This window comes from Paracoccus solventivorans (assembly GCF_900142875.1).
GTDB classification, from domain to species: Bacteria; Pseudomonadota; Alphaproteobacteria; order Rhodobacterales; family Rhodobacteraceae; genus Paracoccus; species Paracoccus solventivorans.
This window is the reverse complement of sequence record NZ_FRCK01000007.1, coordinates 110557-129716: the sequence shown is the minus strand read 5'-3', so window position 1 is coordinate 129716 and position 19160 is coordinate 110557. Positions and strand designations below refer to the sequence as shown.

General features: G+C 70.6%; 22 protein-coding genes. 15 read left to right on the top strand and 7 right to left on the bottom strand.

The features are described 5' to 3' along the window. Positions 1-57: 57 nt before the first annotated feature. The 5 genes from BUB57_RS11570 (at position 58) to BUB57_RS11550 (ending at position 3764) form a co-directional block, all read left to right on the top strand. On the top strand, positions 58-366 hold the full coding sequence (locus tag BUB57_RS11570) for a chorismate mutase (protein ID WP_073067138.1): 309 nt from the start codon (positions 58-60) through the stop codon (positions 364-366). Beyond that, the gene (gene folD, locus BUB57_RS11565; protein WP_073067136.1) at positions 356-1252 is read left to right on the top strand and encodes a bifunctional methylenetetrahydrofolate dehydrogenase/methenyltetrahydrofolate cyclohydrolase FolD; all 897 of its coding nucleotides are present in this window, start codon (positions 356-358) and stop codon (positions 1250-1252) included. Before BUB57_RS11570 ends, folD begins: the two co-directional genes overlap by 11 nt. 237 nt (positions 1253-1489) lie before the next feature. Further along, a complete protein-coding gene (gene fsa / locus BUB57_RS11560) occupies positions 1490-2146 on the top strand; it encodes a fructose-6-phosphate aldolase (protein WP_073067134.1) in 657 nt (218 codons plus the stop codon). Further along, positions 2143-2832, top strand: a complete 690-nt coding sequence (locus BUB57_RS11555; RefSeq protein WP_073067133.1) for a DUF484 family protein — start codon at positions 2143-2145, stop codon at positions 2830-2832. Before fsa ends, BUB57_RS11555 begins: the two co-directional genes overlap by 4 nt. Continuing rightward, complete coding sequence (locus BUB57_RS11550) at positions 2829-3764, top strand: tyrosine recombinase XerC (protein ID WP_073067131.1); 936 nt, start codon at positions 2829-2831, stop codon at positions 3762-3764. The genes BUB57_RS11555 and BUB57_RS11550 overlap by 4 nt, the downstream gene beginning before the upstream one ends. Positions 3765-3824: 60 nt before the next feature. Here the strand turns inward: BUB57_RS11550 and BUB57_RS11545 are convergent, their stop codons facing one another. Genes BUB57_RS11545 through BUB57_RS11520 form a run of 6 tightly spaced genes read right to left on the bottom strand, consistent with a single transcriptional unit; the run spans position 3825 to position 9716 of the window. Further along, on the bottom strand, positions 3825-4229 hold the full coding sequence (locus BUB57_RS11545; protein WP_073067129.1) for a Na+/H+ antiporter subunit G: 405 nt from the start codon (positions 4227-4229) through the stop codon (positions 3825-3827). Further along, positions 4226-4495: a K+/H+ antiporter subunit F gene (locus tag BUB57_RS11540; RefSeq protein WP_073067289.1), complete on the bottom strand. Its 270-nt coding sequence runs from the start codon at positions 4493-4495 to the stop codon at positions 4226-4228. The genes BUB57_RS11545 and BUB57_RS11540 overlap by 4 nt, the downstream gene beginning before the upstream one ends. Positions 4496-4497: 2 nt before the next feature. Beyond that, entirely contained in the window at positions 4498-4989 is a 492-nt protein-coding gene (locus BUB57_RS11535) for a Na+/H+ antiporter subunit E (RefSeq protein ID WP_073067127.1), read from the bottom strand. Then, complete coding sequence (locus BUB57_RS11530; RefSeq protein WP_073067126.1) at positions 4986-6536, bottom strand: monovalent cation/H+ antiporter subunit D; 1551 nt, start codon at positions 6534-6536, stop codon at positions 4986-4988. The genes BUB57_RS11535 and BUB57_RS11530 overlap by 4 nt, the downstream gene beginning before the upstream one ends. Next, positions 6533-6880 carry a Na+/H+ antiporter subunit C gene (locus BUB57_RS11525; protein WP_073067124.1) on the bottom strand — a complete coding sequence of 116 codons (348 nt, stop codon included), beginning with the start codon at positions 6878-6880 and terminating at the stop codon, positions 6533-6535. The genes BUB57_RS11530 and BUB57_RS11525 overlap by 4 nt, the downstream gene beginning before the upstream one ends. 13 nt (positions 6881-6893) lie before the next feature. Continuing rightward, entirely contained in the window at positions 6894-9716 is a 2823-nt protein-coding gene (locus BUB57_RS11520; protein WP_073067122.1) for a monovalent cation/H+ antiporter subunit A, read from the bottom strand. Between the two features lie 236 nt (positions 9717-9952). On the opposite strand from BUB57_RS11520, the gene ruvC reads away from it, so the two are divergent. The 7 genes from ruvC (at position 9953) to BUB57_RS11490 (ending at position 16117) form a co-directional block, all read left to right on the top strand. Beyond that, the gene (ruvC, locus tag BUB57_RS11515) at positions 9953-10447 is read left to right on the top strand and encodes a crossover junction endodeoxyribonuclease RuvC (RefSeq protein ID WP_073067120.1); all 495 of its coding nucleotides are present in this window, start codon (positions 9953-9955) and stop codon (positions 10445-10447) included. Beyond that, positions 10444-11145 carry a Holliday junction branch migration protein RuvA gene (gene ruvA / locus BUB57_RS11510; RefSeq protein ID WP_073067117.1) on the top strand — a complete coding sequence of 234 codons (702 nt, stop codon included), beginning with the start codon at positions 10444-10446 and terminating at the stop codon, positions 11143-11145. Before ruvC ends, ruvA begins: the two co-directional genes overlap by 4 nt. Before the next feature lie 25 nt (positions 11146-11170). Next, positions 11171-12037 (top strand): M48 family metalloprotease, encoded by an 867-nt coding sequence (locus tag BUB57_RS11505; RefSeq protein ID WP_073067116.1) that lies wholly within the window; start codon positions 11171-11173, stop codon positions 12035-12037. Beyond that, entirely contained in the window at positions 12034-13080 is a 1047-nt protein-coding gene (gene ruvB / locus BUB57_RS11500; RefSeq protein WP_073067114.1) for a Holliday junction branch migration DNA helicase RuvB, read from the top strand. The genes BUB57_RS11505 and ruvB overlap by 4 nt, the downstream gene beginning before the upstream one ends. 113 nt (positions 13081-13193) lie before the next feature. Further along, the gene (locus BUB57_RS11495; protein WP_073067287.1) at positions 13194-13571 is read left to right on the top strand and encodes a PaaI family thioesterase; all 378 of its coding nucleotides are present in this window, start codon (positions 13194-13196) and stop codon (positions 13569-13571) included. Between the two features lie 156 nt (positions 13572-13727). Next, entirely contained in the window at positions 13728-13883 is a 156-nt protein-coding gene (locus tag BUB57_RS16790; protein WP_159435571.1) for a hypothetical protein, read from the top strand. A gap of 38 nt (positions 13884-13921) precedes the next feature. After that, on the top strand, positions 13922-16117 hold the full coding sequence (locus BUB57_RS11490; protein WP_073067112.1) for a primosomal protein N': 2196 nt from the start codon (positions 13922-13924) through the stop codon (positions 16115-16117). A gap of 122 nt (positions 16118-16239) precedes the next feature. Here the strand turns inward: BUB57_RS11490 and BUB57_RS11485 are convergent, their stop codons facing one another. Then, complete coding sequence (locus tag BUB57_RS11485) at positions 16240-17004, bottom strand: N-formylglutamate amidohydrolase (RefSeq protein ID WP_073067110.1); 765 nt, start codon at positions 17002-17004, stop codon at positions 16240-16242. Positions 17005-17120: 116 nt separating this feature from the next. On the opposite strand from BUB57_RS11485, the gene pyk reads away from it, so the two are divergent. From pyk to rpmI, 3 genes are all read left to right on the top strand, one after another. Beyond that, positions 17121-18569, top strand: coding sequence for a pyruvate kinase (gene pyk / locus BUB57_RS11480; RefSeq protein WP_073067108.1), 1449 nt, complete (start codon positions 17121-17123; stop codon positions 18567-18569). Positions 18570-18606: 37 nt separating this feature from the next. Further along, positions 18607-18831, top strand: coding sequence for a hypothetical protein (locus BUB57_RS11475; protein WP_073067106.1), 225 nt, complete (start codon positions 18607-18609; stop codon positions 18829-18831). A 117-nt stretch (positions 18832-18948) separates the two neighbouring features. Beyond that, positions 18949-19149: a 50S ribosomal protein L35 gene (rpmI, locus tag BUB57_RS11470; RefSeq protein ID WP_073067104.1), complete on the top strand. Its 201-nt coding sequence runs from the start codon at positions 18949-18951 to the stop codon at positions 19147-19149. Positions 19150-19160: the final 11 nt, after the last annotated feature.

Genomic DNA, 19160 nt, shown 5'->3' with positions numbered 1-19160 from the left:
GGGGTGCGGCGGCGTCGGGGGTTGCGCCGGGCGCGCCACCCGGGCAATCAGCGCGCCATGACGGACGACTATGCGCATCTGACCGACATGGCCGCGCTGCGGGCCGAGATGGACCGGTTGGACCGCGAGCTTGCGGCGTTGCTGGGCCGCCGCTCGCGGCTGATCGACCGCGCGGCCGAGATCAAGGCCGGGGCCGGGCTGCCCGCCCGCATCGAGTCTCGCGTCGAGGAAGTCGCCGCCAACGCCCGCCGCAATGCCCTGCAGGCGGGCTACGACCCCGACCTGGCCGAGGCGCTGTGGCGGCTGATGATGGACCATTTCATCGCGCAGGAAGCACGCGCGCTGGGGGAAGACGATGACGGGTGAACTGGCACAACCTGCAACGCTGATCGACGGAAAGGCCTTTGCGGCACGGCTGCGCGGGCGGATCGCGCAGGAGGTGGCGCGGATCAAGGCCGACCACGGGGTCACGCCCGGCCTGGCGGTGGTGCTGGTGGGCGAGGATCCTGCTTCGTCCGTCTATGTGCGCTCCAAGGGCCGCGCCACGGTCGAGGTCGGGATGAACAGCTATGAGCATCGGCTGCCGGCCGAGACATCGCAGGCAGAGCTGCTGGCGCTGATCGCGCGGCTGAATGCGGATGCGGCGGTGAACGGGATCCTGGTGCAGCTGCCGCTGCCCGCGCATCTGGACGAGACTGCGGTGATCAACGCCATCGCGCCGGAAAAGGACGTGGACGGGTTCACCGTGCTGAACGCCGGGCGGCTGGCGACGGGGCAAAGGGCGATGGTGCCCTGCACGCCGCTGGGCTGCCTGATGCTGCTGCGCGACCGGCTGGGCTCGCTTTCCGGCAAGGATGCGCTGGTGATCGGGCGCAGCAACATCGTCGGCAAGCCGATGGCGCAGCTGATGCTGGCCGACAGCGCCACGGTGACGGTGGCGCATTCGCGCACCACCGATCTGCCGGCGCTGTGCCGACGCGCCGATATCGTGGTGGCGGCGGTGGGGCGGCCGCGCTTCGTGCAGGGCGACTGGATCAAGCCGGGCGCGGTGGTGATCGACGTCGGCATCAACCGCACCGAGGCGGGGCTGGTCGGCGACGTGGATTTTGAATCGGTGCGCAAGGTGGCGGGGGCGATCACCCCGGTGCCGGGTGGGGTCGGGCCGATGACCATCGCCTGCCTGCTGGCCAACACCCTGACCGCGACCGCGCGGGTCAATGGGCTGGCGGAACCGCAGGGGCTGACGCCCTGAGCGGAAGGAAACGGGGGTGGGGCCCGGTTTCCGGGCACCCCCGCCAAGCCGGCACGACATAGGCACGCGTCCGCCCGGGTGGGCGCAACGCGCCCGCCGTGGGGCGGGCGGGCGCGTGCCGGTCCGCTTTGGCAGACCGGCGAAGTTATGCCCGAACCCGCCGGACGCTGCCCTTCCCGCCCGGCCCCTTCTGCGATAAACCCCTGCCAACCCTTTCGGCCAGCACAGGTGCCTCCCATGAGATTCTTCGTCGACACCGCCGACATCGCCGCGATCCGCGAATTGCACGAACTGGGCATGGTGGACGGGGTGACGACCAACCCCTCGCTGATCCTCAAGTCCGGCCGCAACATCGCCGAGGTCACCCGCGAGATCTGCGACCTGGTTCCCGGCCCGGTCTCGGCCGAGGTCGTCGCCTCGGACGCCGCGGGGATGATCCGCGAGGGCAAGCACCTGGCCGAGATCGCCCCCAACGTCACCGTCAAGGTGCCGCTGACCTGGGACGGGCTGAAGGCCTGCAAGGCGCTGACCGATGACGGCCACATGGTCAACGTGACCCTGTGCTTCTCGCCCGCGCAGGCGATCCTGGCCGCCAAGGCCGGCGCCACCTTCATCAGCCCCTTCATCGGGCGGCTGGACGACATCGGACTGGACGGGATGGAGCTGATCGCCGACATCCGCCAGATCTATGACAACTACGGCTATGAAACCAACCTGCTGGCGGCCTCAATCCGCTCGGTCAACCATGTGATCGAATGCGCGCGCGTCGGCGCCGATGTGATCACGGCCCCGCCCTCGGTCATCAAGGCGATGGCCAGCCATGTGCTGACCGACAAGGGGCTGGACCTGTTCAACGCCGACTGGGCCAAGACCGGCCAGAAGATCGGCGCATGACCGATCCGCTGGACGACGCCACCCGCGCGCGGCTGCTGGCCGACCCGGCGCTGATCCTGTCGGACCGCGACCTGATGCGGGCGCTGGTCGCGGCGCGCGAGGCCGAGCTGGGCGAGAATGTCATCGACATTCGCGGCCGCGCGATGGAGGCGCTGGAACATCGGCTCGACCGGCTGGAATCGGCGCATGAAAGCGTGATCTCGGCCGCCTACGAAAACCAGGCGGGGACGCAGACCATCCACCGCGCGGTGCTGTCGCTGCTGGAGCCGGTGGATTTCGCCAGCTTCCTCGAGGCGCTGGAAACCGACGTGGCCCCGGTGCTGCGGGTCGAGACGCTGCGGCTGGTGATGGAATCGGCCGAATCGGCGCCGGTGGCCGGCGACGGCGGGCCGCTGGTGGTGGTGCCCGCAGGCAGCGTCGGGCGGATCATCGCCGCCGGGCGCAAGGCCCCGCGCGGCGACGACATCGTGCTGCGCCGCGCCAGCGCCGAGACCCGCGGCATCCACGGCACCGAGGTCGCCTCCGAGGCGCTGCTGCCGCTGGACCTTGGCCCCGACGCCCGGCCGGCGCTGCTGGTGATGGGCTCGCTGGACCCGTCGCGGTTTTCCCCGGCACAGGCCACCGACCTGCTGCGGTTCTTTGCGCAGGTGCTGCGGCTGGTGCTGATCGGCTGGCTGCGGGAATGAACGGGCAGGGGCCGCTCGCGCTGGCCCCTGCGATGGCCGACGCGCTGGCGCGCTGGCTGGACAGCGAACGTGCGCTGCGCGGGCGCTCCGAACACACGATCACCGCCTATCAGGCCGATCTGCTGGCGTTTCTGGGGTTTCTGGGCGGGTATCACGGCACCCCGGCGCTGCCCGGCGCGCTGGCCGCCCTGACCCAGACCGACCTGCGCGGCTTTGCCGCCGAGGAACGCCGGCGCGGCCTGTCGGCGCGCAGCCTGGCTCGGCGGCTGTCGGCGGTGCGCAGCTTCCTGCGCTGGCTGAGCGACCGCGAGGGCTTCGACGCCAGCCGGGCGCTGTCCACCCGCAGCCCGCGCTACCTTCGCAGCCTGCCCCGCCCCATCGCCCCCGAACAGGCCCGCGCCGTGCTGGATCTGGCGGGCGCGCAGCACCCCACCCCCTGGGTCGCCGCCCGCGACGTGGCGGTGCTGACGCTGCTTTACGGGCTGGGGCTGCGCATCGGCGAGGCGCTGGCGCTGGATGGCGCCGACTGGCCGCTGGGCGAATCGCTGCTGATCCGCGGCAAGGGCGGGCGGGAGCGGATCGTGCCGGTGCTGCCCGTGGCCCGCGAGGCGGTGGCGGAATATCTGCGGCTCTGCCCCTGGCCGCTGGCGGCGGATGGACCGCTGTTCCGGGGCGTGCGGGGCGGGCGGCTAAACCCGGGGGCGGTGGCGGGGACCATGGCCCAGCTGCGGCAATCGCTGGGGCTGCCGGAGACTGCCACCCCCCACGCGCTGCGCCACAGTTTCGCCACGCATCTGCTGGCCGCGGGGGGCGATCTGCGCACCATCCAGCAGCTGCTGGGCCACGCCAGCCTGTCCACGACGCAGGTCTATACCGGCGTCGATGACGCGCATCTGCTGGCCGTGCACCGCGCCGCGCATCCGCGGCGCTGAAGCGTTTTCAGGGAAAGCGGCTCCGCGCCCGAAGATGCTCAGACACAGTGCCGCAGCCCGTCACTCGCAGGGTTTCTCCGGCCCGTCCACGGTCACGATGGGGCTGTTTTCCGCGCCGCGCCCATAGGTGCACCACTCCACCCCCGAGGGCGGGCGTGGCAGCTCGCCCTGCTGCCAGGACAGGTGCATATGCGCCTTGGCGATGAACAGCCCGGTGATGGGTGAGGTGATCAGCACGAAGATGGTGATCAGCAACTCGTGCCAGCTGAGCACCCCGTGGTGCAGCCAGAAATGCAGCATCGAGGCGATCAGCACCGACCCCACCCCCAGCGTCGCCGCCTTGGTCGGCCCGTGCAGCCGCGTCATCATGTCGGGCAGCCGCACCAGCCCCCAGGCCCCGACCAGCCCGAAGACGCCGCCCGACACCAGCAGCGCCGCGATCAGGATTTCGCCGAGGATGCTCATTCGATGATATCCCCGCGCAGGATGAACTTGGCGAATGCGACGGTCGAGATGAATCCGACCATCGCAAACAGCATCGAGGCCTCGAAATACACCTGCGCGCCGCGCTGGATGCCGAACAGCGTCAGCAGCGCGATCATGTTGATCGCCATGGTGTCCAGCGCCAGCACCCGGTCGGAAAAGCCGGTGGCCCGCATCACCCGGTACAGGCACAGAAGCTGCGCCAGCGAAAAGCAGCCAAAGGCGAACAGCAGCGCCAGGTTGAGGATGCTCACAGGAAGATCTCCTTCAGGCGGGCCTCGTAGCGGGTCTTCATCTCGTCGATGGTGCTTTCCGGGTCGGGGCAGTGCAGCGCGTGGACCAGCAGCGCGCTGCCGTCCTCGGCCAGGTCGCAGCTGACGGTGCCGGGGGTCAGGGTGATGGTGCCCATCAGGACGGCGATGGCCTCGGGGGTGGTGATCTCCAGCGGCACCACCAGCCAGGCCGGCTGCAGATCGCGCGAGGGCTTGAACAGCACGATCTTCGCCACGTCGATATTGGCCTTGATGATGTCGTGCAGGACGATCACGACATAGCCCGCGATCGCCAGCGGGTTGCGGATGCGGGCGCGGTCGGGCCAGTAGCTTGCGGTGACGATGGGGATGATCACCCCCAGCGCCAGCGCGAACAGCAGCGAGCCCCAGGCAAAGCGGTTGACCAGCAGCATCCAGATCAGCGCCACGAACAGCGACAGCAGCGGATGCGGAAGGATGCGGCGGATCATTTCACCCCCTCCTGCCGTTCAAGGACGGCCTCGATATAGCGCTGCGGGTCGCTCAGCTGCGCGGCAGTGTCTTGCGCGAACCGCATCATCGGCCCGGCCAGCACCGTCAGCACCACCATCGCGGCAATCAGCGCCCCGACCGAGGTCAGCGCCAGCGCGGCCGAGGGGAAGCCCGGCGCATCCGGCTGCGGCTCTTCGGCGGGGTGGGGGGCTGGGGTGCCGTCCTCATGCGCCTTCCAGAACACGATCGAGCCGGCCCGCGTCAGCCCCACGATCCCGAACAGCGAAGTGACCAGGATCACCGTCCAGATCAGCGCCGTCAGGTCGCCCTCGCGCACGGATTGCAGCACCGCCAGCTTGCCCAGGAACCCCGACAGCGGCGGCAGCCCGGCCATGGCGATGGCGGCGGCGAAATAGAGCGCGGCGACGATGCCCGCCTGCACGATGGGCGGCGCCGGTCGCAGCCACAGGCTGCCGCCCTGCCGGCGGGTGCCGATCAGGTCCACCGCCAGGAACAGCGCCGCGGTAGCCAGCGTCGAATGCACCAGATACCAGATCCCCGCCGCCAGCCCGGCTGGCTGGAACTGCGCCACCGCCACCATCACCGTCCCCACCGACCCCAGCGCGGCGAAGGCGGTCATCCGCCCCATGTGGCGCGCGCCCAGCACCCCCAGCTGGCCCACGACCAGCGTCACCAGCGCCGCCGGCAGCAGGATGTCGGCGGCAAGCCGCATCAGCGCGTCGTCCGAGGGGAACACCAGCGTGAAAAAGCGGATGATCCCGTAGATGCCGACCTTGGTCATGATGGCGAACAGCGCCGCCACCGGCCCCGGCGCCCGCGCATAGGTGGCCGGCAGCCAGAAATGCAGCGGCACCAGCGCCGCCTTGACCGCGAACACCAGCATCAGCAGCACCGCGCCGACCCGCAGCAGGGCGGTATCCTCGGCCGGAAGCAGGGCGATCCTGGCGGCCATGTCGGCCATGTTCAGCGTGCCGGTGACGGCATAAAGCGTCCCCAGCGCCGCCAGGAACAGCGACGACCCCAGCAGGTTGTAGACGACATATTGCACGCCGGCGCGCAGCCGCAGCTCTCCGCCCGCGTGGATCATCAGCCCGTAGCTGGCGATCAGCAGGATCTCGAACAGCACGAACAGGTTGAAGGCGTCGCCGGTCAGGAAGGCGCCGTTGATCCCCATCAGCTGGAACTGCCACAGCGAATGGAAATGCCGCCCGCGCCGGTCCCAGCCGGAACCGATGGCGTAAAGCTGGATCACCAGCCCCAGCACCCCGGCCAGCACCAGCATCAGGGCCGCCAGCCGGTCCAGCATCAGCACGATCCCGAAGGGCGCGGCCCAGTTGCCAAGGCGATAGACCTGGATCTCTCCGCCCATGGATTGCAGCAGCAGCCACAGCGCCAGCAACAGCTGCGCGGCGGTGGCGGCGGTGGAAAACACCCGTTGCAGCACCAGATCGTGCCGCATCGCCAGCACGATCAGCGGCCCGGCGAAGGCCGGCAGCACCACGGGGACGACAAGCCAGTGGTTCATGCGCCCGGCCCCTCGCGGTCGCGGCGGGGCAGGTCGATGCGGTCGTCGCCCCCCTCGATGAAGCTGCCAAGCGCCATCATCACCACCACCGCGGTCATGCCAAAGGAAATCACGATGGCGGTCAGCACCAGCGCCTGCGGCAGCGGGTCGGTATAGGCGGTGACGCCCTCGCGCAGCACCGGCGGCTGGTCGATCACCAGCCGGCCGGTGACGAACAGGAACAGGTTGGTGGCATAGGTCAGCAGCGTCATACCCAGCACGACGGCAAAGCTGCGCTTGCGCAGCGACAGATAGACTCCGGCGGCGGTCAGGCTGCCGATGGCCGAGGCGATGAGGAACTCCATCCTGCCGGCCTCCTTACGCTTGGGTTGCTGGGATGGGCGCGGCGGCATCGGCGGCGGCATGGTCCCGCCCCGCCTCGCGCGCGATCCGGCTGAGCGAATTGAGCGCCAGCATCACCGCGCCCACCACGCACAGGAACACCCCGGTGTCGAAGCCCATGGCGGTGGCCAGCTCGATCGGCTCGATCCCCGGCAGATGCACATAGCCGAAGGCCGAGGTCAGGAACGGCTGCCCGGCGAACCACGCCCCCGCGCCGGTGACGCCTGCCGCCAGCACCCCCAGCGCGATCAGCGCGTGATAGGGGATCGACTGGCGCTGCATCGCCCAGGCAAACCCCGAGGCCATGTAGTGCATCACCAGCGCCACCGACACGATCAGCCCGGCGACGAAGCCCCCGCCCGGGGCGTTGTGCCCGCGCAGGAAGATGTAGAGCCCGACCACCAGCGTCAGCGGCAGCAGCGCCCGCGTCGCCACCCCCAGCATCAGCGGGTGGCGGTCGCCGGCGCGGCGCATGTCGCGCACCCATTGGTGCAGCCGGTGCGCGCCGCGCCCGCCCAGCAGCGTCTCGGTCAGGGCAAAGATGGTCAGGGCGGCGATGCCCAGCACGGTGATTTCGCCATAGGTGTCGTAGCCGCGGAAATCGACCAGGATCACGTTGACCACGTTGTCGCCGCCGCCCAGCTTGTAGCTGTTTTCCACCATGTAGCCGGAAATCGACGGGAACGCGAAATCGCGGCGCATGATCGCGAAGGCCAGCCCGCCGACCCCCAGCCCCGCCAGCGCTGCGACAAAGGCGTCGCTGCCGCGCTTGAGGTCCGAGGTATCCAGCACCGTCCGCTTGGGCAGGAAGTTCAGCGCCAGCAGCAGCAGGATGACCGTGACCACCTCGACCGAGATCTGGGTCAGCGCCAGATCAGGGGCCGAGAAATAGACGAAGGTGACCGAGACGATCAGCCCGACGATCCCCACCAGCACCAGCGCCAGGATGCGGCGGCGGTGCAGCGCCACCAGCGTGCCGATGCCGACCAGCATCATCACCCAGCCGACCAGCGCCACCGGGGTGACCGGCAGCATCGGGCGCGCGGCGGGGCCTGCCAATCCGCTGTGCCAAGCGGCCAGCCCGCAGATCAGCGCCAGCAGCAGCTGCGCCGCCAGTGCCCGCGACATCGAGCCGTTGGAAAACCCGTCGGTAAAGGCCGCGGCCAGACGCTCGGCCGCGCCGACGATGGCGTCGAACATCGCCTTGGCGTCGATGTGCGGCAGGGCCTGGCGCAGCCTGTCGGCGGGCTGCCACAGCACCAGCAGCGCCGCACCCCCGGCGACGGCCAGCGCCGACATCAGCAGCGCCGGGTTCACGCCGTGCCACAGCGCGAAATGCGGGTGCAGCGCCTGCGCGGTGACCGCCGAGGCTGCCGCCGTGACGATCCAGCCCAGCGTGGCATTCGGGAACAGCCCGCTAAGGATCACCACCGCCACCAGCAGCGCCGGCCCCAGCCACAGCCCCGCGCCGGGGTCGTGCGGCGCGGTGGGATAATCGTGGCGCACCGGCCCCAGGAACACATGCGCGACCAGCCGCAGCGAATAGGCAACCGAAAACACCGAGGCCAGCGTCGCCACCGCCCCGAACAACCCGGCCGCACTGGCGGCCTGTTCCAGCATCATCTCCTTGGACAGGAAGCCGTTGAACGGCGGGATCCCCGCCATCGACAGCGAGGCGATCAGCACCAGCCCGAAGGTCAGCGGCATCAGCGTGCGCAGCCCCCCCAGCCGCCGGATCGACCGCGTATGCGCGGCGTGGTCGATGATGCCCGCGCCCATGAACAGCGCGGCCTTGAAGCTGGCATGGGCGACGATGTGGAACATGGCGGCGGTGGCCGCGGCCTCGGTCCCGAAGCCCAGCAGCATGGTGATCAGCCCCAGGTGGCTAACGGTGGAATAGGCCAGCAGCCCCTTGAGGTCGTCCTGGAACAGCGCGATGGCGCCGCCAATCAGCATGGTGACCAGCCCGACGGTGGCGACGATGCCGAACCACTCGGGCGTGCCCGCCAGCGCCGGCCACAGCCGCGCCATCAGGAAGATCCCGGCCTTCACCATGGTGGCCGAGTGCAGATAGGCGCTGACCGGCGTCGGCGCCGCCATGGCGCGCGGCAGCCAGAAATGGAACGGGAATTGCGCCGATTTGGTGAAGGCGCCCAGCAGGATCAGCAACAGCGCCGGCAGGTAGAGCGCCGAGGACTGGATCGCCTCGCGCTGCGCGATGATGTCGGACAGGCGATAGCTGCCCGCGACCTGCCCCAGCAACAGGCAGCCCGCGATCATCGCCAGCCCCCCCATTGCGGTCACATTCAGCGCCATGCGCGCGCCCTGCCGCCCCTCGGGCAGGTGCTTCCAGAAGCCGATCAGCAGGAACGAGGACAGTGAGGTCAGTTCCCAGAACACCAGCAGCATCAGGATGTTGTCGGACAGCACGATTCCGGTCATCGCGCCCTGGAACAGCATCAGATAGGTGAAGAACGGCCCCGCCGCGTCCTGTTGGGACAGGTAGAACCGCGCATAGAGGATGATGAGCAGCCCGATCCCCAGGATCAGGATCCCGAACAGCAGCCCCAGCCCGTCCAGCATGAAATCCGCATCCAGCCCGATCTGGGACATCCACGGGATGCGGGTGGCCACCACCTCTCCGGCCAGCACGGCGGGGATGTTGACGATCAGCCCCAGCAGCGCCAGCAGGGTGAAGCTGCCGCAGGCGATGGCGGCCGCGTTGCGGCTGGTGCGGACCATCAGGCCCGGCAGCGCTGCCCCCAGAAACGGCAGTGCGACGATCAAGGCTGGCGTCATTGTTCCCCCGTTTCGGGCCTGAGTCACCGACCTGCACGGGGAATGTCAAGCAAGCGGGCGAAATTGCTGGCCGATGTTCGCGTTTCGTGCTAGCGGCTTGGGAAAACGCAACAAGAGGCGGCAGGCATGAGGGCGGACCCGAAAGGGCTTTGCGGCAACCCGGCCCCAGGGGCGCGGCAGGTGGTCGCGCCGGGGCTTCGGGCAGGGGCCGCGCCGTGCGGGAAGGGGTGCGGCGCATGAGAATCCTGGGCATCGACCCCGGGCTGGTCAACATGGGCTGGGGGGTGATCGTCGCCGACGGCTCGCGCCTGCGGCACGTGGCGAACGGGATCATCCGCTCGCGCGCCGACAGCCTTGCCGCGCGGCTGTGCGAACTGCACGCCGGGCTGGTCGCGGTGATCGCGGCGCATTCACCCGAGGCGGCGGCGGTGGAGCAGACCTTCGTCAACAAGGACGCGGTGGGCACGCTGAAGCTGGGGCAGGCGCGCGGGGTGGCGCTGCTGGCCCCGGCGCAGGCGGGGCTGAAGGTCGGGGAATACGCCCCCAACGCGGTGAAAAAGACGGTGGTCGGGGTCGGACACGCGCAAAAGGGACAGGTCGAGCATATGGTCCGCTTTCAGCTGCCGGGGGTCGAGATCGCCGGCCCCGACGCCGCCGACGCGCTGGCCATCGCCATCTGCCACGCCCGCCACCTGCAGGGCCGCAGCCTGCGCATCAAGGTGGTGGCATGATCGGCCGCATCGCCGGGGTGATCCTGCACCGCGCCCCCGACCACGTGCTGATCGACGTGCGCGGCGTCGGCTACATCGTCCATGTCAACGAACGCACCGCGGCGGCGCTGCCCCCCGTCGGTCAGGCGGCGGCGCTGTATACCGAGCTGCTGGTGCGCGAGGATCTGCTGCAGTTGTTCGGGTTTTCGTCGCTGCTGGAAAAGGAATGGCACCGGCTGCTGACCAGTGTGCAGGGAATCGGGGCCAAGGTCTCGCTGGCGATCCTGGGCACGCTGGGCCCCGAGGGGCTGGGCCGCGCCATCGCGCTGGGCGACTGGGCGGCGGTGCGCAAATCCCCCGGCGTCGGGCCGAAACTGGCGCAGCGGGTGGTGCTGGAACTGAAGGACAAGGCCCCCGGCATCATCGCCATGGGCGGCGCGCTGACCGTGGACGCGGGCGCCGGCGGGGCAGAGATTGCGGCCGGGCCGGGCGTCGAGCCCGCCCCCGCCGCCGCGGCCGCCCCGGCCGCGCAGCCCCCCGCGGCGGCGCCGGCGGTCTCGGCGGCGGCGATGGCGGATGCGCTGTCGGCGCTGACCAATCTCGGCTATGCTGCCTCCGAGGCGGCGGCGGCGGTGGCGCAGGCCGCGGCGCTTGACCCAGGCGCGGCCACGCCCACGCTGATCCGCGCGGCGCTGCGGCTGCTGGCGCCGAAGGAATAGGCAGGCGAGGATCGGGGGCGGCAAGATGACGGGCAATCTGCGGACATTCCTGCTGATGGCGGCGATGACGGCGCTGCTGATGGGGATGGGCTGGCTGATCGGCGGGCAGGGGGGCGCGATCCTGGCGCTGCTGGTCGCGGGGGCCGGCAACGTCTGGGCGTGGTGGAACAGCGACAAGGCGGTGCTGCGCCAGCACGGCGCCACCCCGGTGACCGAGGCGCAGGCGCCCGAGCTGGTCGGGCTGGTGCGCCAGCTGGCCTCTCGCGCCGGGCTGCCGATGCCGGCGGTCTATGTGCTGGCTACCGACCAGCCCAACGCCTTTGCTACCGGTCGCGACCCGCAGCACGCGGCCGTGGCGGTGACGCAGGGGCTGCTGCGCATCCTTGACCGTGACGAGCTGGCCGGCGTGATCGCGCATGAGTTGGCCCATATCCGCCACCGCGACACGCTGACCATGACGGTGACCGCGACCATGGCGGGCGCCATCGCCATGCTGGGCAACATGATGCTGTTCATGGGCAACCGCGAACGGCAGGGCGGTGCGCTGGGGGCGCTGCTGGCGATGTTCCTGGCGCCCCTGGCGGCGACGCTGGTGCAGCTGGCGATCTCGCGCTCGCGGGAATATGTCGCCGACCGCTCGGGGGCCGAGATCAGCGGCAACCCGATGGCGCTGGCCTCGGCGCTGGCCAAGATCGCCAATGCGGCCGGGCGCACGGTGAACATCCCGGCCGAACGCAACCCGGCCTCGGCCGCGCTGTTCATCATCAACCCGCTGGGGGCGATGCGCATGGACCGGCTGTTTGCCACCCACCCCTCGACACAGGAACGCATCGACCTGCTGGCGCAGATGCAGCCCGCGGGCAGCGGCATCCCGCGGGTGCCGCGCGCATGATTCCCGCCCCGACCACCCCCGACCCCGCCCTGCGCGGCGAAGCGATCGAGGGCGAGCCCGAAGACCGCGCCCTGCGCCCGCAGCGGCTGGAAGAATTCGTCGGCCAGGCCGAGGCTCGCGCCAACCTGCGCGTCTTCATCGACAGCGCCAGGATGCGCGGGCAGGCGATGGACCACACGCTGTTCCACGGGCCGCCCGGGCTGGGCAAGACCACGCTGGCGCAGATCATGGCGCGCGAGCTGGGGGTGAACTTCCGCATGACCTCGGGGCCGGTGCTGGCGCGGGCGGGCGATCTGGCCGCGATCCTGACCAATCTCGAAGCCCGCGACGTGCTGTTCATCGACGAGATCCACCGCATGAACCCTGCGGTCGAGGAGATCCTCTATCCGGCGATGGAGGATTTCGAGCTGGACCTGGTGATCGGCGAGGGACCGGCCGCGCGCACGGTGCGGATCGAGCTGCAACCCTTTACCCTGGTCGGCGCCACCACTCGGCTGGGGCTGCTGACCACGCCGCTGCGCGACCGTTTCGGCATCCCGACGCGGCTGCAGTTCTATACGGTGGACGAACTTGACCTGATCGTCGCCCGCGGCGCGCGGCTGATGGGAGTCGCGGCCGAGCCGGCCGGCACGCGCGAGATCGCGCGTCGCGCCCGCGGGACGCCGCGCATCGCCGGGCGGCTGCTGCGCCGGGTGGTCGATTTCGCGCTGGTCGAGGGCGACGGGCGGCTGACCCGCGAGCTGGCCGACATGGCGCTGACCCGGCTGGGGGTGGACGATCTGGGGCTGGACGGCGCCGACCGCCGCTATCTGACGCTGATGGCGCAGCATTACGGCGGCGGCCCGGTCGGCGTGGAAACCCTTTCCGCGGCGCTGTCCGAAAGCCGCGATGCCATCGAAGAGGTGATCGAGCCCTATCTGCTGCAACAGGGCTTGATTCAGCGGACTCCGCGTGGCCGGATGCTGGGGCAGCCGGGCTGGCGGCATCTGGGGCTGGATGCGCCGCGCCCGCAGGACAGCACGCAGGGAGGATTGTTCGAATGAATGACGCGACGCCGGGAACGGGTCAGGGGCAGGGGCTGGGGCTGGGTGAGGCACCCGACCGCGCCCCCGAGGCGATCGAGCGCCGCCTGCGCGACAGTTTCGCGCGCCAGACCATGATGCAGACGCTGGGCGCGACGCTGGAGGACGTCGGCCCCGGCCGCACCCGCATCGCCGCCCCGATCGCGCCGCATGTGCTGCAGCAGCAGGGTTTCGCCCATGCCGCGGTCAGCTTTGCCATCGGCGACAGCGCTGCGGGTTACGCGGCGCTGACCACCCTGCCCGAGGGCGCCGAGGTCGTTACCGCGGAAATGAAGATCCACCTGCTCTCGCCCGCCGTGGGTGAGCGGCTGGTCGCCGAGGGCCGCGTCCTGCGCCCCGGCCGCCGCATCGTCACCGTCGCGGCCGACGTCTTCGCCGAGGGCGCCACCCACCAGGGCGGCCGCAAGCACGTCGCCACGCTGCTGGGAACCATGGTCCCGGTCGACGCCTGACGCCTCGCCCTCGCGCCGGCCCGGCTCTTTCATCTTGCCCCAAAATGTCCCGGGGTGCGGGGCAGGGCCCCGCTTCCACCCCGCGCCGGGCGCATGGCTTGCCTTTCACCCGCCTCCCGGTGCAGGCTGGGGCAAGCCCGGCAAGAGGAGGCGACCATGACCGACTGGCCCCTGTTCCTGCGCCTGCTCGCGACGGCGGTGGCGATCGGCCTGACCGTCTGGGCGTTTTCCGAAGGCGCCATGGTTCCCGCGGTGATCGGCATCGCGGTGACGATCTTCGTGGTCAAGCGGTCGTTCCTGTCGCAGATCTGACCGTTGACGCCCGGCCGCGGCCGGGCGACAGGACCCGCATGGCCACCCATTTCCCCCAAGGCGCCCGCATCGGCGTGCTGACGACCGAGCCGGTGGGGCTGCTCGACTATCTCGCGCCTCAGGGCGGCGTGGCGCTGGGCCAGCCGGTGGTGGCGCCGCTGGGGCCGCGCCGGGTGCTGGGCGTGGTCTGGGGGAAGGGGGAAGGCGGGTTCGACGCGGCCAAGCTGCGCCCGATCGCACGGCTGGTCGAGGCCGCGCCGCTGTCCCCGGCGATGCTCGAGTTCATCCAGCGCGCCGCCGACTATACGCTGACGCCGCTGCCGGTGATGCTGCGCATGGCGCTGCGGGCGCCGGATCTGGACCAGCCGCCGGCCGCGCGCCGGGTGATCCACCGTGCCGGCCCGCCGCCCGCGCGGATGACCGATGCCCGCGCCGCGGTGCTGCGGGTGCTGGACGATCACGGGGGGGCGGGGTTCGCGCCCTCGGAACTGGCGCAGCTGGCCGGGGTGGGGGTGTCGGTGGTCAAGGGGCTGGTCACCGCCGGCACGCTGGTGGAAACCATGGCGCCCAAGGACGCGCCCTATCCGCGGCTCGACCACGCGCTTCCGGGAAAGCCGCTGGCCCCCGACCAGTCGGCGGCGGCCGAGACGCTGCGCGAAGGGCTGCGCGGCGGCGGCTATGCCACGACCCTGCTGCGCGGGGTCACCGGCTCGGGCAAGACCGAGGTTTACCTCGAGGCCGTGGCCGAATGCCTGCGGCTGGGAAGGCAGGCGCTGGTGCTGCTGCCGGAAATCGCGCTGTCGGCCGAGTTCCTGGACCGGGTGGAGGCCCGCTTCGGCGCCCGCCCCGGCGAATGGCACAGCGGTATCACCCGCAGCGAACGCCGCCGCCTGTGGCACATGGCCGGGCGCGGCGAGGTCGGCTTGGTCGTCGGCGCCCGCTCGGCGCTGTTCCTGCCCTTTCGCGACCTCGGCCTGATCGTGGTGGATGAGGAACACGACGGCTCCTACAAGCAGGACGAGACCGTTCATTACAGCGCCCGCGACATGGCGGTGCTGCGCGCCAGCATCGAGGGCGCGCAGGTGGTGCTGGCCTCGGCCACGCCCTCGGTCGAAAGCTGGGTGAACGCAGCCAGCGGCAAGTACCATCGGCTGGACCTGCGCGCCCGCTACGGCGAGGCCGAGCTGCCCGACATGCGCGCCATCGACCTGCGGCGCGAGCAGATGACCCCGGGACAGTGGATTTCCCCGACGCTCGCCGCGGCGGTGACCGAACGGCTGGGCCGCGGCGAACAGTCGCTGCTGTTTCTCAACCGCCGCGGCTATGCGCCGGTGACCACCTGCCGCGGCTGCGGCCACCAGATCGGCTGCGACGATTGCGATGCGCGGATGGTGGAACACCGTTTCCAGCGGCGGCTGGTCTGTCACCAATGCGGCGCCTCGCGCCCCATCCCCACCGCCTGCCCCGCCTGCGGGGCCGAGGGCAAGCTGGCCGCCATCGGCCCGGGGGTCGAGCGGCTGGCCGAAGAGGTCGCCGCCCGCTTTCCCGACGCGCGCGCGGTGGTGCTGTCCTCGGACCTCTACGGCTCGGCGAGGGCGCTGAAGGACACCATCGCCACCATCGCCGCGGGCGGTGCCGACATCATCATCGGCACCCAGATCGTCGCCAAGGGGCACAATTTTCCGGCGCTGACGCTGGTCGGGGTGATCGACGCCGACCTGGGGCTGCAAGGCGCGGACCTGCGCGCGGCGGAACGGTCGTTTCAACTGATGCGACAGGTGGCGGGGCGGGCCGGGCGGCAGGCGGGGGACCGCCCGGGGTTGGCGCTGCTGCAGACGCACCAGCCCGAACACGCGGTGATCCGCGCGATCCTGTCGGGCGACGACGAGGCGTTCTGGGACGCCGAGGCCGAATCGCGCCGCGCCGCCGGGATGCCGCCGTTTTCGCGGCTGGCGGGAATCATCCTGTCGCACCCCGAACAGGCGGTGGTCGAGGGCTATGCGCAGGAGCTCGCCCGCCGCGCCGCGCCCTTGGCGGAAATCGGGGCCGAACTGTTCGGCCCGGCGCCCGCCCCCATCGCCCGGGTGCGGGCGCGGTTCCGGGTGCGGATGCTGATCCGAGCGCCCCGCCAGGCGCCGCTGCAATCCGCCATCGCCCGCTGGCTTTCCGCCGCGCCGAAAGCGCCCGCCAATCTGCGGCTGGCGGTGGATATCGATCCGCAGAGCTTTCTCTGACGCACCCGATTGCAGGCCCCTCGCCGGACCGCGCTGCCGGATCGGGTATTTGGACCAGAAAGAAGCAGCCTCCGGTCTTCTTTCTGGTGGAAATACCCCGGGGTGCGGGGCAGCGCCCCGCGTCAGAGGCCGCTGTCGGAAAGCACCCGTTCCAGCACCGGGGCCAGGTGCCCGGCCCATTCCTGCTGTCCCTCGGGGGTGCGGATCAGGTCGTTCCTGACCTCGATCAGCAGGTTCGGGCGGCCGTGGGCCAGCGCGTGGGTGTCGATCGAATCGCCTTGCAGATGGCCGCTGTAGGGCTGGTTGTCGCCGGTGACCCAGCCCTGCGCCCGGCAGGCCCGCACCATCGCCGGGCCAAGCCGCTCGTCGCGGTGCGAATAGAGGATGCCGACCAGCCACGGCCGCGGTGGCCGCCCGCGCAGCTGCGGGGTGAAGCTGTGGACGGCGCAGATCGCGCGGGCCGGATGCGCCGCCGCCAGCCGCGCCAGTTCCCGGTGATAGGGGCGGTAGAGCCGGTCCAGCCGCCGCTCGCGTTCCGCTGTATCCGCATGGCGGTTCGCCGGGATCACCGTGCCGTCGTAAAGCCGCATCAGCAGCGTCGGGTCGTCCTCGCCCCGGTTCGGGTCGATCACCAGCCGCGAGAAATCCGAGGCGATCATCGGCGCCCCCAGCCGCGCCGCCAGCGCCGAGGCCAGCCCCATTGCGCCCACGTCGAAGGCGATGTGGCGCGCCATGTCCGCCGCCGCGATCCCCAGATCGCCGCCGTTCACCCACCCCGGCACCCGGTTGGTGGCATGGTCGCAGGTGACCAGCCAGCGCGAGGGGCGGTCCTCGCCCTCGGTGGTAAAGGCGGCGGGGTCGGCGGGGCAGGGGGCGTGCGGGGTCATGGTGCGGCTGCATATACCCCGCGGCCACGTCCGCCGCCAGTTGCCCGTCCCGCTGCGGGGGGGTAGTGATAGCGCAAACAGCGCGGCTTGCCCGCAACTTGCAGGAAGGAACCGGGATGAGACGTCATCGCAATGTCAAGATCGTGGCGACTCTGGGGCCGTCGTCGAGCGACCTCGACACCATCCGCGCCCTGTTCGACGCGGGCGCCGACGTGTTCCGCCTGAACATGAGCCATGGCGAGCAGTCCGAGCAGCGCGCCCGTTATGAGATGATCCGCCGGATCGAGGCCGAGACCGGCCGCCCCATCGGGGTGCTGGCCGACCTGCAGGGGCCCAAGCTGCGGGTGGGCGTCTTTGCCGCCGGCGCGCATGAGCTGAACGAGGGCGACCGCTTCCGCTTCGACCTCGACCCGGCGCCCGGCGGGCCGGAGCGGGTGCAGCTGCCGCACCGGGAAATCTTTGCGGCGCTGAAGCCCGGATCGCGGCTGCTGGTCAACGACGGCAAGATCCGCCTGCGGGTCGAGGATTGCGGCGAGGATTTCGCCGATTGCGTGGTGACCACCGGCGGCACGATTTCCAACCGCAAGGGCGTCAACGTGCCCGACGTGGTGCTGCCGCTGGCGGCGCTGTCCGACAAGGACCGCGCAGACCTGGAGTTCGCCTGCGAGCTGGGGGTGGACTGGATCGCGCTGTCCTTCGTCCAGCGTCCCGAGGATGTGGCCGAGGCCCGCGATCTGGTCCGGGGCCGCGCCGCGATCCTGTCCAAGATCGAGAAACCCGCCGCCGTCGATGCCTTTGCCGAGATCCTCGCCGTCTCGGACGGGATCATGGTCGCGCGCGGCGATCTGGGGGTGGAACTGCCGGTGCATTCGGTCCCCCCGATCCAGAAGCGGCTGGTGCGCGCCTGCCGGCAGGCAGCCAAGCCGGTGATCGTCGCCACCCAGATGCTGGAATCGATGATCGAAAGCCCGATGCCGACCCGCGCCGAGGTCAGCGACGTCGCCACCGCCATCTATGAGGGTGCCGACGCCATCATGCTGTCGGCCGAATCGGCCGCCGGCCGCTATCCGGTCGAGGCGGTGCAGACGATGGACAGCGTTGCCCGCTCGGTCGAGGTGGATCCGGTGTATCGCGACGTGATCGACGCCTCGCGCGGGACCGCCAACCGCACCAGCGTCGCGGATTCGATGGCCGTGGCGGCGCGCGAGATCGCCGAGACCACCGATATCGCGGTGATCTGCGCCTATACCCAGTCCTCGACCACGGTGCGGCTGGTGGCGCGCGAACGCCCCAAGGTGCCGATCATGGCGATGAGTTCCGAGTTGCCGGTGCTGCGGCGCATGGCGCTGGTCTGGGGGGCGCATTGCGTGCTGACCCCGGCGCTGGAGCGTTTCAAGCAGGCGGTGGACAATGCGGTCACCGCCGCCCAGCATTTCGAGTTCGCCGACGTCACCCGCAAGGTGATCGTGATCGCCGGCGTTCCGTTCAACACTGCGGGATCGACCAACATCCTGCGCGTCGCTTCCTGCGGCGAAAGGTTGCTTTCGGGCAGCGACACGGACTAAAGCCCCCGCATCCGGGACCCCAAGCAAGGGAGCGAGCATGTCCGATCTTCTTATCCTTCTGGGCACCGTGCTGATGGCGCTGTCGGTCGTGCTGGCCATCGCCTCGCTGGCGCGGACCGAACCGCCGCGCGGCGCCGCCATCGCCTTCGTGATCGGGGTGGCCGCGCTGTTCGCCGGCGCCTGGCTTGAACCGACGCCCTTCCGCGTGCAGGACCTGGGCCTGGCCTGGCAGCGGCTGCTGAGCGGTGAAATCCGGCTGTAGGCGGTTCCGCCCTTGCCAATCCGCCGGCGCGCCGCTATCAGGCGCGCTTCAAGACTCCGCGCGGCCGGCCGGTAAGGCATTGCCGAGTCGCGCGCTCACTCTGACAAGGAGACGAAAATGCCGAAGATGAAGACCAAGGCGGCCGCGAAGAAGCGGTTCTCGATGACGGCGACCGGCAAGGTCAAGGCCGGCCCGGCGGGCAAGCGCCACGGCATGATCAAGCGCTCGACGAAATTCATCCGCGACGTGACCGGGACCATGATCCTGTCCGCGGCGGACACGAAGATCGTCAAGAAATACATGCCCTACGACCGCTGAGAGGACTTGAA

Excerpts from the sequence above, each read along its gene's own strand:
- BUB57_RS11570 (WP_073067138.1), top strand. The coding sequence starts at position 58 with ATGACGGACGACTATGCGCATCTGACCGACATGGCCGCGCTGCGGGCC.
- folD (WP_073067136.1), top strand. The coding sequence starts at position 356 with ATGACGGGTGAACTGGCACAACCTGCAACGCTGATCGACGGAAAGGCC.
- fsa (WP_073067134.1), top strand. The coding sequence starts at position 1,490 with ATGAGATTCTTCGTCGACACCGCCGACATCGCCGCGATCCGCGAATTG.
- BUB57_RS11555 (WP_073067133.1), top strand. The coding sequence starts at position 2,143 with ATGACCGATCCGCTGGACGACGCCACCCGCGCGCGGCTGCTGGCCGAC.
- BUB57_RS11550 (WP_073067131.1), top strand. The coding sequence starts at position 2,829 with ATGAACGGGCAGGGGCCGCTCGCGCTGGCCCCTGCGATGGCCGACGCG.
- BUB57_RS11545 (WP_073067129.1), bottom strand. The coding sequence starts at position 4,229 with ATGAGCATCCTCGGCGAAATCCTGATCGCGGCGCTGCTGGTGTCGGGC.
- BUB57_RS11535 (WP_073067127.1), bottom strand. The coding sequence starts at position 4,989 with ATGATCCGCCGCATCCTTCCGCATCCGCTGCTGTCGCTGTTCGTGGCG.
- BUB57_RS11530 (WP_073067126.1), bottom strand. The coding sequence starts at position 6,536 with ATGAACCACTGGCTTGTCGTCCCCGTGGTGCTGCCGGCCTTCGCCGGG.
- BUB57_RS11525 (WP_073067124.1), bottom strand. The coding sequence starts at position 6,880 with ATGGAGTTCCTCATCGCCTCGGCCATCGGCAGCCTGACCGCCGCCGGA.
- BUB57_RS11520 (WP_073067122.1), bottom strand. The coding sequence starts at position 9,716 with ATGACGCCAGCCTTGATCGTCGCACTGCCGTTTCTGGGGGCAGCGCTG.
- ruvC (WP_073067120.1), top strand. The coding sequence starts at position 9,953 with ATGAGAATCCTGGGCATCGACCCCGGGCTGGTCAACATGGGCTGGGGG.
- ruvA (WP_073067117.1), top strand. The coding sequence starts at position 10,444 with ATGATCGGCCGCATCGCCGGGGTGATCCTGCACCGCGCCCCCGACCAC.
- BUB57_RS11505 (WP_073067116.1), top strand. The coding sequence starts at position 11,171 with ATGACGGGCAATCTGCGGACATTCCTGCTGATGGCGGCGATGACGGCG.
- ruvB (WP_073067114.1), top strand. The coding sequence starts at position 12,034 with ATGATTCCCGCCCCGACCACCCCCGACCCCGCCCTGCGCGGCGAAGCG.
- BUB57_RS11495 (WP_073067287.1), top strand. The coding sequence starts at position 13,194 with ATGATGCAGACGCTGGGCGCGACGCTGGAGGACGTCGGCCCCGGCCGC.
- BUB57_RS16790 (WP_159435571.1), top strand. The coding sequence starts at position 13,728 with ATGACCGACTGGCCCCTGTTCCTGCGCCTGCTCGCGACGGCGGTGGCG.
- BUB57_RS11490 (WP_073067112.1), top strand. The coding sequence starts at position 13,922 with ATGGCCACCCATTTCCCCCAAGGCGCCCGCATCGGCGTGCTGACGACC.
- BUB57_RS11485 (WP_073067110.1), bottom strand. The coding sequence starts at position 17,004 with ATGACCCCGCACGCCCCCTGCCCCGCCGACCCCGCCGCCTTTACCACC.
- pyk (WP_073067108.1), top strand. The coding sequence starts at position 17,121 with ATGAGACGTCATCGCAATGTCAAGATCGTGGCGACTCTGGGGCCGTCG.
- BUB57_RS11475 (WP_073067106.1), top strand. The coding sequence starts at position 18,607 with ATGTCCGATCTTCTTATCCTTCTGGGCACCGTGCTGATGGCGCTGTCG.
- rpmI (WP_073067104.1), top strand. The coding sequence starts at position 18,949 with ATGCCGAAGATGAAGACCAAGGCGGCCGCGAAGAAGCGGTTCTCGATG.